General features: G+C 63.6%; 11 protein-coding genes. 5 read left to right on the top strand and 6 right to left on the bottom strand.

Annotated elements, in window-relative coordinates:
• Positions 1 to 510 (bottom strand): 16S rRNA (uracil(1498)-N(3))-methyltransferase (locus ISS20_RS04985; RefSeq protein WP_291434291.1); only part of this gene is annotated, 510 nt, incomplete at its 3' end.
• 101 nt (positions 511 to 611) lie between these two features.
• Entirely contained in the window at positions 612 to 1766 is a 1155-nt protein-coding gene (locus ISS20_RS04990) for a phosphotransferase (protein ID WP_291434292.1), read from the bottom strand.
• A gap of 152 nt (positions 1767 to 1918) precedes the next feature.
• Between ISS20_RS04990 and ISS20_RS04995 the strand changes: the two genes are divergently transcribed.
• Genes ISS20_RS04995 through rsmA form a run of 3 tightly spaced genes read left to right on the top strand, consistent with a single transcriptional unit; the run spans position 1919 to position 6568 of the window.
• Positions 1919 to 4300 (top strand): LPS-assembly protein LptD, encoded by a 2382-nt coding sequence (locus tag ISS20_RS04995; RefSeq protein WP_291434293.1) that lies wholly within the window; start codon positions 1919 to 1921, stop codon positions 4298 to 4300.
• A 3-nt stretch (positions 4301 to 4303) separates the two neighbouring features.
• Positions 4304 to 5728, top strand: coding sequence for a peptidylprolyl isomerase (locus tag ISS20_RS05000; protein WP_291434294.1), 1425 nt, complete (start codon positions 4304 to 4306; stop codon positions 5726 to 5728).
• A 60-nt stretch (positions 5729 to 5788) separates the two neighbouring features.
• Positions 5789 to 6568 carry a 16S rRNA (adenine(1518)-N(6)/adenine(1519)-N(6))-dimethyltransferase RsmA gene (rsmA, locus tag ISS20_RS05005; RefSeq protein ID WP_291434296.1) on the top strand — a complete coding sequence of 260 codons (780 nt, stop codon included), beginning with the start codon at positions 5789 to 5791 and terminating at the stop codon, positions 6566 to 6568.
• A 278-nt stretch (positions 6569 to 6846) separates the two neighbouring features.
• Here the strand turns inward: rsmA and ISS20_RS05010 are convergent, their stop codons facing one another.
• From ISS20_RS05010 to ISS20_RS05025, 4 genes are all read right to left on the bottom strand, one after another.
• Positions 6847 to 7056 carry a hypothetical protein gene (locus tag ISS20_RS05010; protein ID WP_291434297.1) on the bottom strand — a complete coding sequence of 70 codons (210 nt, stop codon included), beginning with the start codon at positions 7054 to 7056 and terminating at the stop codon, positions 6847 to 6849.
• On the bottom strand, positions 7035 to 7460 hold the full coding sequence (locus ISS20_RS05015; protein ID WP_010464776.1) for a barstar family protein: 426 nt from the start codon (positions 7458 to 7460) through the stop codon (positions 7035 to 7037). Before ISS20_RS05015 ends, ISS20_RS05010 begins: the two co-directional genes overlap by 22 nt.
• Positions 7461 to 7600: 140 nt before the next feature.
• Complete coding sequence (locus tag ISS20_RS05020) at positions 7601 to 8008, bottom strand: ribonuclease (RefSeq protein WP_291434306.1); 408 nt, start codon at positions 8006 to 8008, stop codon at positions 7601 to 7603.
• A gap of 154 nt (positions 8009 to 8162) precedes the next feature.
• Positions 8163 to 10514, bottom strand: coding sequence for an NADP-dependent malic enzyme (locus tag ISS20_RS05025; RefSeq protein WP_291434308.1), 2352 nt, complete (start codon positions 10512 to 10514; stop codon positions 8163 to 8165).
• Positions 10515 to 10940: 426 nt separating this feature from the next.
• Between ISS20_RS05025 and cysC the strand changes: the two genes are divergently transcribed.
• Together cysC and ISS20_RS05035 are read left to right on the top strand one after the other, a co-directional pair.
• On the top strand, positions 10941 to 11546 hold the full coding sequence (gene cysC / locus ISS20_RS05030) for an adenylyl-sulfate kinase (RefSeq protein ID WP_291434310.1): 606 nt from the start codon (positions 10941 to 10943) through the stop codon (positions 11544 to 11546).
• Positions 11543 to 12403: a sulfotransferase gene (locus ISS20_RS05035; RefSeq protein WP_291434312.1), complete on the top strand. Its 861-nt coding sequence runs from the start codon at positions 11543 to 11545 to the stop codon at positions 12401 to 12403. Before cysC ends, ISS20_RS05035 begins: the two co-directional genes overlap by 4 nt.
• Positions 12404 to 12453: the final 50 nt, after the last annotated feature.

Below are 12453 nucleotides of genomic sequence, written 5' to 3' on the forward strand. Positions count from 1 at the left end.
CTGCCCTTGCCCTGGTGTACGCAGCCAGCCAGCCAGATCGATGGCCGGGTGCACCAGGGGCACGCGGTTGCGGCCACATTGCTCGCAGGCGGCCACGGCTACGGCCTGCCAGTGGGCGATCTTCTTGTCGGCCCGTTCGCCCTTGAGCTTGAGCACGCTGCGCTCGGCCACCAGCGGGGTGATGCTGGCCACGCCCAGCTCGGTGGCTTTTTCGACCAGCCAGTCCATGCGCTCGTTGGCGGTGATGCCCGCCAGCAGGTGCACTGCGCGGGGCGCCTCGCGGTCGATGGCGTGGTGCGCCCCCACCAGCACGCGCACATCGCTGCGGCCCATCTTAAGCACGGTGGCGTCAAACTCGCCGCCCGGGTCGCCCGCGTTCTGTCCGCCGTGGAACAAGGTGATGCTGTCGCCGGGCTGCAGGCGCAGCACCTGCACATGGCGTGCAGCGCCCGGGGGAAGGTCCAGCTCGGCGCTGGTGGCCAGTGGGGCCGGGCAATGGAAACGGGGCATTTGCTATCTTTGTAATAGCTACTGGCGCATGATTTGTCTGCGCTTGAGCCGGGTTTTGCTTGGTTTCTCGGGTGTGCCGCGTGTGCATGCGACGGGTGCGGCTACATGCGGCCGTACGCAAAGCCCACCACGGGCTCGGTGCCTTCGATCTGGTCCAGCATCTTGAGCAGCGGCCCCAGCTGGCGGTAGCGGTTGGCCGTGGCGCGGATGTAGGCCATGAACCGGGGCGCATCGGCCAGGTATTTGGGCTTGCCGTCGCGCAAGGTCAGGCGCGCAAAAATGCCGGCGACCTTGAGGTGCCGCTGCAGGCCCATCCACTCCACCGCGCGGTAGAACTCACCAAAGTCATCGCCCCAGCCGCTGGCGCTGCGCGCGCCCAGCAGCCCGGCCTTGCGCGCCTTCTCCCAGTAACGCACTGTAATGTCGATGACGAATTCCTCTTCCCAGCTGATGAATGCATCGCGCAGCAGGCTGGCGATGTCATAGGTGATGGGGCCGTACACGGCGTCCTGAAAGTCCAGTACACCCAGCGGCGCGCCTGCTTCGACGGGCGCCATCAGGTTCCGGGTCATGAAGTCGCGGTGTACATACACCTGCGGGGCCGCCAGGTTGTGCGCCACGATGGCATCAAAGGCGCTTTGCAGCGTGGCCTGCTGCTTGTCGTCCAGCGTGACTGCGCGGTGTTGGGCCATGTACCAGTCGGGGAACAGTGCCAGCTCGCGGCGCAGCAATGCGTCGTCGTAGGGGGGCAGCACGCCGGGTTGGGACGCCTTTTGCCATTGCAGCAACACGTCGGTGGCCTGCTGGTACCAGGCGTAGGCGTCCTGGGGTTTTTCGGGGTTCAGCCGCTCGATCACCGTCTGGTGGCCCAGGTCGGACAGCAGCATGAAGCCAGTTGGCTCATCGAACGCCAGGATGTCGGGCACGTTCAGCCCAGCGGCGGCCATCAGGCCTTGCACCTGCACAAACGGGCGGCAGTTTTCCTTGTCGGGCGGCGCGTCCATGACGATGCGGCTGGCGCCCGACGCACTGTCGATGCGCAGGTAACGTCGAAAGCTCGCATCGGCCGACGCGGGGCGCAGCGTCGCGGGCAACAACTGGTGGGGCCCAGTCAGGGGAGCCAACCAGGCCTCAAAGGCCGTGCGTCGGGCGGCATCAGGCCAGCTGACAGGGGTGGAGGCGGCGGGCGCAGCAGGTGCGGCCACGGTGGCGCCCAGGGGCTGGCCAGCGGGTGATGGGGGGATGGGGTGGCTCATGGATAATCCGATTTTACAAACCGACTGTGGGCCGGCGCTGCGCGCTGGCCACGGTGGGCCCCTTCGTCCGCTACCGCCCCCCAACACCCCACGTGCCACGCTGCCAGCCCTTCACCGTGCAGAACCTCACCTCCCTTCGCGCCCGGCCCGCCATGGCGAAGTCTGCACGGCTGCGGCCCCCCGTGCCCCGTGCCCTGGCCGTGGGCGTCGCGCTGGCCTGGTGCGGCCTGCCGCTGGCGGCCCTGGCGCAGGCTGCAGCAGCGCCCAGCGCCTGGGACGCACCCCCAGCGTTGCGCACCTCGCCCCTGCTGCAGGAAAAGATTCCCGACGCCGTGCGTTCGCAATTGCCCGTCTTTGTGAAGGGCGACCACATCAGCGGCCAGACCGACCTCAATGCCCTGATTGAAGGCAATGCCGAGCTGCGCCGGGGCGACACGGTCATCCGCGCCGACCGGCTCGACTACAACGTGCCCGAGGACCTGGCCAAGGCCAACGGCAAGGTGCGCATCAACCGCGCGGGCAATGTGTATGAAGGCACAGCGCTGGAGCTGCGGGTGGAGGCCTTCGAGGGGTTCTTCAGCGACGCGCGCTACCGCTTCCTGGCCACGCAGGCGCATGGAGATGCGACGCGGGTGGACTTTGTAGACCGCTACCGTGCCGTGGTGCACAACGGCACCTACACCACCTGCGAGCGTGGCAACGAAGAGAGCTGGCAGCCCGACTGGGTGCTGCGCGCAGCCACCATCCGCATCGACAACGAGGAAGAGGTGGGCACCGCCGAAGATGCGGTGCTGGAGTTCAAGGGCATCTCGGTGCTGCCCATTCCGTACATCACCTTCCCGCTGTCGGAAAAGCGCAAGTCCGGCCTGCTGCCGCCCACCGTCGGGCTCGACAGCCGCGACGGCGTGACCTACATGCAGCCGTACTACTGGAACATCGCGCCCAACCGCGATGCCACCTTGCGCGCCGCGCTCATGACCAAGCGCGGCGCCAACGTGGGCGGCGAGTTCCGCTACCTGGAGCCAACTTACAAAGGCCAGATCAGTGCCGATGTGATGCCCACCGACCGCCTGCGCGACCGTGTGCGCTGGAGCTTCAGCGGCAAACACGAGGGCGCGTTCGACACCGGCATCGGCGGGCTGGGGCTGAACCTCAACCTCAACCGCGTGAGTGATGACAACTACTGGCGCGACTTCAGCCGTGCCACTGATCAATTGCGCCAGCGCCTGTTGCCCAACGATGCCATCCTGTCCTGGGGCCGCAACGACATGTCGGCCACCGTGCGCACGCTCAAGTGGCAGACGCTGCAAGACGTGAGCTCGCCCATCGTGCCGCCGTACGACCGCATGCCGCAGGTGCAATGGCGCTACAACCCCTCACAGCTGGGCGGCGGATTCGATGCCAGCGTGGAGCTGGACACCACGCGCTTCGAAGCGGCCCGCGCGCTCACGGGCCAGCCCAATGCCGATCGCAGCTACGCCATGGCGCAGATCAGCCGCCCCTTCCTGTCGCCGGGTGGCTTCATCACCCCGCGCCTGCAGCTGCATGCTACGCAGTATCAGTTTGACTCGGCCCTGTCCAACGGCCAGCGCTCGGCCAGCCGCACGCTGCCTACCTTTAGCCTGGACAGCGGCCTGGTGTTCGAGCGCGACACCGCCTACTTTGGCCGCGCCTTCCTGCAGACACTGGAGCCCCGGGCGTTCTACACCTACACGCCCTACCGCGACCAGAGCATGCTGCCGGTGTACGACACAGCGGCCAATGACTTCAATTTCGCGACCATCTACACAGAGAACGCGTTTGGCGGCAACGACCGGCTGGCCGACAACAACCTGCTGACCCTGGGCGTGACGACACGCCTGCTGGATCCCGACACCGGTGCCCAGGCAGCGCGCTTCGGCATTGCCCAGCGGGTGCGTTTCTCGGACCAGAAGGTCACCCTGCCAGGGGGCGCGCCGGTCAGTGAGCGCCTGTCGGACCTGCTGCTGGGCGCTGGCATCAACTGGACACCGCAGTGGGGCTTTGACTCCACCGTGCAGTACAACCCCAAGACCGGGCAGTCCATCCGTTCGACCATCGGCGCGCGCTACAGCCCTAGCAACTACCGCACCGTGAGCGCGGCCTACCGCCTGCAGCGCGGCACCAGCGAGCAGATTGACATCGGCTGGCAGTGGCCGCTGAACGACCTGTGGGGTGACAAGGGCAAGGACCTGGGCGCAGGCCGTGGCCAGGGCGGCGGGCGCTGGTACAGCGTGGGCCGCCTGAACTACAGCCTTCAGGACCGCAAACTCGTGGACACCGTGGTGGGCTTCGAGTACGACAGCTGCTGCTGGATCGGACGCGTGGTGCTGGAGCGCCTGCAAAGCAGCGTGACCAGCTCCAACACGCGCCTGCTGTTCCAGATCGAATTTGTGGGCTTCTCCCGCTTGAGCCTGGGCTCCAGCCCGCTCGACTCCTTCAAGCAAAATGTGCCGCGTTACCAAAACCTGCGCGAGCAGGTCTCCACGCCCAGCCGCTTCAGCAACTACGACTAGACCATGAATCACCGTGTACTCGCACTGGCCTTGACCGCCGCGTTGGCATCCCTCGTGGCGCAAGGCGCTGCGGCCCAGGGCCTGCGCCCCTTGGGGGCCTCGTCTTCGGGCAAGACGGGGTTGTCCTCCTCGCCGACCGCGCGCCCTGCGGCTGTGCCCTCCATCACGCTGCCCGCGCCTTCCGCCAGTACGGCCCCGCGCTCGGCCGATTTCATCGTGGCGGTGGTCAACTCCGAGCCCGTGACCAACTACGAGGTGCGCTCGCGCCTGGCACGTGCCGAGGCGCAGATCGCCAAACAAGGCGGCGCCATGCCGCCGCGTGATGCGTTGGCTCGCGAAGTCCTCGAACGCATCATTCTGGAGAAGGTGCAGCTGCAGCAGGCCCGCGAATCAGGTATCAAAGTCGATGACTTCGCCGTGTCGCAGGCCGAGCAGGGCGTGGCCCGCCAGAACGACATGACGGTGGACGAGCTGTATGCGCGCCTGGCCCGCGACGGAATGAGCAAGGATCGGTTTCGCGAAGAGCTGCGTAACCAGCTGCTGCAGCAGCGCCTGCGCGAGCGCGAAGTCGAAGCGCGGGTGAAGGTGAGCGATCTGGACGTGGACCAGTTCCTGCGTGAAGAGCAAAAGGGCACGGATGTCGCCGCCATGGAGATCAACCTCGGCCATGTGCTGGTGCTGGTACCTGAAAACGCCACCCCCGCGCAGGTAGCTGAGCGGCAGGCACGGGCACAGCGCGCGGCCGACAAGGTGCGCGCAGGCGAAGACTTTGCGGCGGTCGCCCGCGAGTTCTCGGATGCACCTGAAGGCCAGCGCGCCGGTGGATTGCTGGGCCTGCGGCCTGCGGATCGTTATCCAGAATTGTTTGTGAATTCCACCCTCGGCCTGCCTGTGGGCTCCATCGTGGGCCCGGTGCGCTCGCCAGCGGGCTTTCACGTGCTCAAGGTGGTGGAACGTGTGACGGCGGGTATGCCGACCACGGTAGTGCAAAACCACGCGCGCCACATCTTGCTGCGCACGGGCCCTCAGTTGTCCGAAGCTGCCGCCGCCGCGCGCCTGGCCGACTACCGCCGCCGCGTGCTGGCGGGGCAGGCCGACTTTGCAGCCCTGGCGCGCGAGCATTCGCAGGACGGCAGCTCCAAGGAGGGCGGCGATCTGGGCTGGGCCAACCCTGGCCGGTATGTGCCCGAGTTCGAGCAGGCGCTGGACGCCCTCAAGCCCGGCGACATCAGCGAACCCCTGGTTTCTCGTTTTGGCGTGCACCTGATCCAGCTGCTGGAACGCCGTGAGGCCAAGCTCACCCAGCGCGAGCAGCGCGAAATGGCCCGCAGCACGGTGCGCGAGAAGAAGCTCGACGAAGCCTACGCCACCTGGGCGCAGGAGCTGCGCGGACGTGCGTATGTCGAGTACCGCGAGCCGCCCCAGTGAGTGCAACGCACACTGTTCCCGACCCGAACAACCTCAGACACGACAACAGGTAAGGCCGCGTTGAAACACATTCCCCGCAAGCGCTTTGGGCAACATTTTTTGTCCGACAAGGGCATCATCGATGACATCGTGCAGGCCATCGCCCCGCTGCCCGGCCAGCCCATGGTCGAGATCGGGCCCGGTCTTGCCGCGCTGACCCAGCCCCTGGTTGAGCGCCTGGGCCGTCTTACGGTCATCGAGCTGGACCGCGATCTGGCATTGCGCCTGCGCCTGCATGGTCAACTGGATGTGATCGAGTCGGATGTGCTCAAGGTGGATTTCACGGCGCTGGCACAGACCCTGCGCGAGAAAGCCGCGCAGCCTGATCTGCGCCTGCGTGTGGTGGGCAACCTGCCGTACAACATCTCCACGCCCATCCTGTTTCACCTGCTGGCGCATGTGCAGGTTATCGAAGACCAGCACTTCATGCTGCAAAAGGAGGTGATCGATCGCATGGTGGCCCAGCCCGCCACGAGCGACTACGGGCGCCTTTCGGTCATGCTGCAGTGGCGCTACGCCATGGAAAACGTGTTGTTTGTGCCGCCCGAGAGCTTCGACCCGCCACCGCGCGTGGACAGCGCCGTGGTGCGCATGGTGCCGCACGCAGAGCCTGCACCCCTGTCGGTGCCCCTGCTGGAGGAACTGGTCCAGGTCGCCTTCAGCCAGCGCCGCAAGCTGCTGCGCCACACCCTGGGCCGCTGGCTCGAAGCCCGTCAGTTCACTGGCACCTTCGACACCCAGCGCCGCGCCGAGGAAGTGCCCGTGGCCGAATACGTAGCGCTGGCGCAGATTTGCTCTTAAATTGATAGCTTTCGGCGCTTGATGGTCGAGCGCAAGGCGCCATTTTGGTTGTAGATGCGATGGCTTATCGGGCGATGCTGCTCAATCTGCCTGCGATGGCGTCGCGCTTGTAGCTTCGGCGCCTCATTTCGTCGCTACCGTGGCAACCGGCACGGCCCAGACCAGAGACACCGCGCAAGGGCCGCCCCGCCGCGCTGGTGTCGTCCCCCTTCCCGAATCGCGTAAGCGATTCGAGAAAAGGGGGAAGGCGCGGAGCGCCTCAGGGGTAAGTACCGAATTCAGGCGGCGCTGAGCCAATACCCGGCATTGAAGGGGCTGCTCATGCGCAGCGCCATGGGCGACACGTCCACGAGCTTGTCCGTGGGCATCTTTTCAGCGGGTTCGCCGTTGATCTCGATGCCTTCTAGGGCTTGGGTGTCGCTAGCCTCGTTCGCCCGTTCTGCTTGGCTGGTGGATGCAGAACGGGCTACAGAAAAGAATAGAAACACCGGAAGGGGATCTTGCGATCACCCCAGTAATCGGCAGCGTCACGGAAGATGTCGAGCAGCTGCTCGCGTGCTTCCTTGTCGAACTTGCCCGTGGCAGGAATCTGCTCCAGCACCACAATAAAACCAGGCTGTGGGCCCGATTTGTGCAAGGGGTCTGTCATGCAGTCGTACAACGCATCGAAGTTCTTGCCGAAGTGCGATGGAAACGTGAATTGGCCGGCAATCAGGTCCAGCACATCCTGCTTGGATTGCGCGTGGGCCAGGTTGGCGTACAAGAAATGATGACCCATGGAGGTGGCTGCATCCTGCAAGTCCTGCACGCGGAAGGCGCGAATGGACTGCACGATGTTGGTGCGCACGCCACGCAGTGGCGTTTCCAGGTCTTTACGAAGTGGCGTCTGCATCTCCGCTACTCTTTCTTTATAAAGTCCACAAACTTCTGGCATCTCACAAGGCTGCAGGATGCGGCCTGTGAATGGGGAATTCAATGGGGCGCGGCGTACGCTTTCAGGGATGGGCTGGTTGGCGCACACCGCATTGGGGGTTACTCGACGATCTCGCGAAAACTGGCGTAGTGGTCGCTGGTGTAGTAGCAGGCGTCCGGGGTCCGGGGCTTGCCGCCACACACGATGCGCCGGGCTCCCCGGTCGCGCGATCCTGGCGTTCTGACGGTGTATTCACGGTAATAGCCCCGCTTTTGGGCGGGCAACAGCCGCTCGCGATTGCCAAAAACCGATCCGTCCTTGTCGTACGGAAAGGGCCCGCCCTCACGGATCAGCGCATACGTTGTCCGCCCTTGAGGCGGCAACTCGGCCAGTGCGATGGGGGTGATGGACCCGTCGGTGGACGGGGATTTCCGGGCATGTCCCGCAACCGGAGACAGCACGAAAGCAACACCCAAAACACACAATAACCCTGCTTTGCGCGCCCGGGTGGCTACAGCCTTCAGCATCAACGAACCTTTCAGAAACTACGGGTTAACCCGAAATTTCGACCTGCTAGTGTCGCTCAATGGTCCCCAAAAAGCAAGCGCCTGCACAAAGATTGGGCAGGCGCTGAAGGGCTTTGCAAGGGATTTAAGTTAGCGCTTGCTATTGTTTGAAGGCTTACCGTAAGGCGTTGGCATCGGCTACGGTGAGTGCTGTCATGTTCACAATACGACGCACGGTAGCGCTGGGTGTCAGGATATGAACCGGCTTGGCAGCGCCCAGCAGTACGGGACCGATGGCAATGCCACCGCCTGCTGCGGTCTTGAGCAGGTTGTAGGCAATGTTGGCGGCGTCGATGTTGGGGAACACGAGCAAGTTGGCGTCGCCGGTCAGTTCGCTGCTGGGCATGAGCGCCGAGCGGGCCTTGCCGTCCAGCGCCACGTCGCCGTGCATTTCACCGTCCACTTCCAGCCAGGGCGCCTGCTGGCGCAGCAGTTCCAGCGTCCGACGCATCTTCACGGCGCTAGGGCTGTTGCTGGTGCCGAAGTTGGAGTGCGACAGCAGCGCAGCCTTGGGCTTGATACCAAAGCGCATCATTTCTTCAGCGGCCAGGGCGGTGATCTCGGCCAGTTCCTGTGGCGTGGGATCGTAGTTGACATGCGTGTCCACCAGGAACACCTGGCGGCCTGGCAGCATCAGGCCATTCATGCAGGCGTACACAGGCACGTCCTGCTCAGTGCTGTCGGCGCCGCCTGCATGCTTGCCGATGACCTGGTCGATGTACATCAGGTGGTTGGCCGTGGTGCCCCAGGTACCGCAGATCAGGCCGTCGACTTCGCCTTTGTGCAGCATCATCGAACCGATGAGCGTGAGGCGGCGGCGCATCTCGATCTTGGCAACCTGCTGGGTGATGCCCTTGCGCTCGGTCATGCGGTGGTAGGTCTGCCAGAAGTCGCGGTAGCGGTGGTCGAAGTCGGTGTTGACCACGTCGTAGTCCACGCCCTCCTTCAGGCGCAGGCCAAACTTTTCGATGCGCTGGGCGATGATGGCGGGGCGTCCAATCAAGGTGGGGCGGGCCACTTTTTCGTCCACCACGATCTGCGCGGCGCGCAGCACGCGCTCCTCTTCCCCTTCCGCATAGGCCACCCGCTTCTTGGCGGCATTGCGGGCCGCGTCAAAGATGGGTTTCATCGTCGTGCCGGAGGCATACACAAAGGTCTGCAGCCGGTCGCGGTACGCGTCCATGTCAGCGATGGGGCGCTGTGCCACGCCGCTGTCCATGGCGGCCTGGGCCACGGCCGGCGCGATCTTCATCATCAGGCGCGGGTCGAACGGTTTGGGAATCAGGTACTCAGGTCCGAAGGTCAGCTTCTCGCCTACGTAGGCCGCTGCCACCACCTCGCTCTGCTCAGCCTGGGCCAGCTCGGCGATGGCGTGTACTGCTGCGATCTCCATCTCATCGGTGATGGTAGTGGCGCCGCAGTCCAGTGCGCCGCGGAAGATGTACGGGAAGCACAGGACGTTGTTGACCTGGTTGGGGTAGTCCGAGCGGCCCGTGGCCATGATGATGTCGCCGCGCACGCTGTGAGCGAGCTCTGGCGTGATCTCGGGGTTGGGGTTGGCCAGCGCAAAGATCACTGGCCGCTCGGCCATGGTGGCGACCATCTCGGGCTTGAGCACATTGCCTGCCGACAGGCCCAGGAACACGTCTGCACCCACCATCACCTCCGCCAGCTTGCGTGCGTCGGTCTTCTGCATGAACTGACGCTTGTCGTCGTCCATCAGCTCTGCGCGGCCTTCATAGACCACACCAGCCAGGTCGGTGACGAACACGTTCTTGCGCTGCACGCCCACCTTGAGCAGCAGGTTCAGGCAGGCCAGAGCCGCCGCACCCGCGCCGCTGGTGACCAGCTTCACGTCTTCGATCTTCTTGCCCGCCACCTTCAGCGCATTCACGATGGCGGCCGCCACCGTGATGGCCGTGCCGTGCTGGTCATCGTGGAAGACCGGAATCTTCATGCGCTTGCGCAGCTCGCGCTCCACATAGAAGCAGTCCGGGGCCTTGATGTCTTCGAGGTTGACGGCGCCAAAGGTCGGTTCCAGCGCGGCAATCACTTCCACCAGCTTGGCTGGGTCCTTCTCGTCGATCTCGATGTCGAACACGTCCACGCCCGCGAACTTCTTGAACAGAACGGCTTTGCCTTCCATCACCGGCTTGGACGCCAGCGCGCCGATGTCGCCCAGGCCCAGCACGGCCGTGCCGTTGGTGATCACGGCCACCAGATTGCCGCGCGAGGTGTAGCGGAAGGCGTTGGCTGGGTCCTTGACGATCTCTTCGCAGGGCGCTGCCACACCGGGCGAGTACGCCAGCGCGAGATCGTGCTGGTTGATCATCTGTTTGGTGGCGGCAATAGCCAGCTTGCCGGGCTTGGGAAACTCGTGGTACTCGAGAGCGGCACGGCGCAACTGGGCACGCTTGTCGGAATCGTTGTTGTTGTCGTTGTTCTGGGCCGTGATGTTCTCGGGCATTCAGTGTCTCCAACTCAAGGGGTGGGGGCCAAAACCGTACTCCAGTGGGTCTGCAGCAGGCTGTCAGCTTTGTAAGGGTCTGCGATTGTAGGGCGAGGGCCGTGAAAACCCTAGTAAGCGAATCTGCTTATGTGGGTGGGAGTGCCGTGACTTTTTTCATTACTAACGTTTAAATTTCAGAGCTGTCTTTGCAGTCCCTCAATTCGCGGCGATGTCATCCCGTGCCGCAAAGAAGTTTTTTGTTCCAAATTGCATGATGTGCCTCAGTCGCGCAGCAAAGGAAGTAGCCGCACATGCGGCGGCACTCAAGTTTTGGATGAATTTGCGACTGCCCCTCGCTTTGCTCTGAAAAACAAAGAGTGACAAGGGTGAAGACATTCGGTAAAACCACAGTCTCCGAATTGTTAATTCTCTTTTGCCTGCCGTTTGAGTCTCCACGCGAATCCTGCTCGCGTTGTAGGTGGACCAGTTCAAAGGCGACGCACCTTCATGAAACAACAGATGGCCACCACCTGGTGGCTCACGGGCCTGCCAGGCTCCGGTAAAACCACCCTCGCTCAGGCATTGGCAGATGCGCTGCGTATGCGCGGAGAACCTGCCTGCGTTCTTGATGGCGATGAACTGCGCCAAGGGCTGTGCACAGACCTGGGGTTTGACGAAGCAAGTCGTGCAGAAAATGTGCGCCGTGCAGCGCACCTTGCGCAGATGCTCAACGCCAATGCCATTCACGCCATCGTTGCTATGGTCTCCCCCGCATCCACTGCACGTGCTGCTGCCTACGCCACGATAGGCACGCAGCGATGCTTTGAAATCCACGTCAGCACTCCGCTGGAAATCTGCGAACAGCGAGACCCCAAGGGCCTGTATGCCAAGGCGCGTGCCAATCAGTTGACACAGATGACAGGCATACACGCGGCCTACGAGGAGCCTGATGCACCAGCGCTTCGCCTGGACACCAGCGTGATCGAAGTGGGCCAGGCCGTGCAGCGGATGCTCAATGGCTGGAGCGCGACACCCGAACAATCTACATGAACACACCACAAACCTTGCGCTACCACTTCATTGCCGGCCTGCCGCGTTCTGGCTCCACACTGCTGTCGGCACTCCTGCTGCAGAACCCACGCTTTCACGCAGGCATGACCAGCCCGGTGGGTGGGCTGTTTCGCAACATGCTCAACCAGCTGGGTGCGGGAAGCGAATTTGGGCCGGTGGTCACCAAAGAGCAACGTAGGCGGCTGTCGCGGGGGCTGTTTGAAAGCTACTACGCAGACCAGGCCGGTCACAAGGACGTCATCTTTGACACCAACCGCATGTGGAGCGCGCAGATGCCTGCGCTCATGGACCTGTTTCCTGGGGCCAAACTGATTGCCTGCGTGCGCAACGTGGCATGGGTGATGGACAGCATAGAGCGCAGGTACCGCGCCAACCCTTACGAAATCACCCGCCTCTTTAACGACGATACTGAACGCAACACGGTCTACAGCCGTGTGGAGACCCTGGCCCAGCGCAACCGCATGGTGGGCTACCCGTGGACAGCGCTGAAGGAAGCCTTTTACGGCGAACACGCCAGCTCACTGCTGCTGGTGGATTACGACCTGCTCGCGCAGGCGCCGCACAAAGTGCTGCCGCTGATCTACCAGTTTCTGGGCGAGCCCGAATTTGCACACGACTTCGAGCAGGTGAAATACGACGCACCGGAGTTTGACGAAGCACTGGGCCTGCACGGACTGCACCAGGTACGCCCGCAGGTAGGACTGCAGCGGCGCGAGACCATTCTGCCGCCGGACTTGTTCGAGCAATACAGCAAGCTGTCGTTCTGGCAGGACCATGCCAACAGCCGGGCCAATGTGATCACTGCCAAGTCCGCTGCTTCGGCAGAAAGCCATTGATTGCTTCCATATTGATAGCTGGTTTTGCAATGCAGACAGGCGCAAGAGCC

This window comes from Acidovorax sp. (assembly GCF_016783915.1).
In the GTDB taxonomy this organism is placed as follows: Bacteria; Pseudomonadota; Gammaproteobacteria; order Burkholderiales; family Burkholderiaceae_C; genus Acidovorax.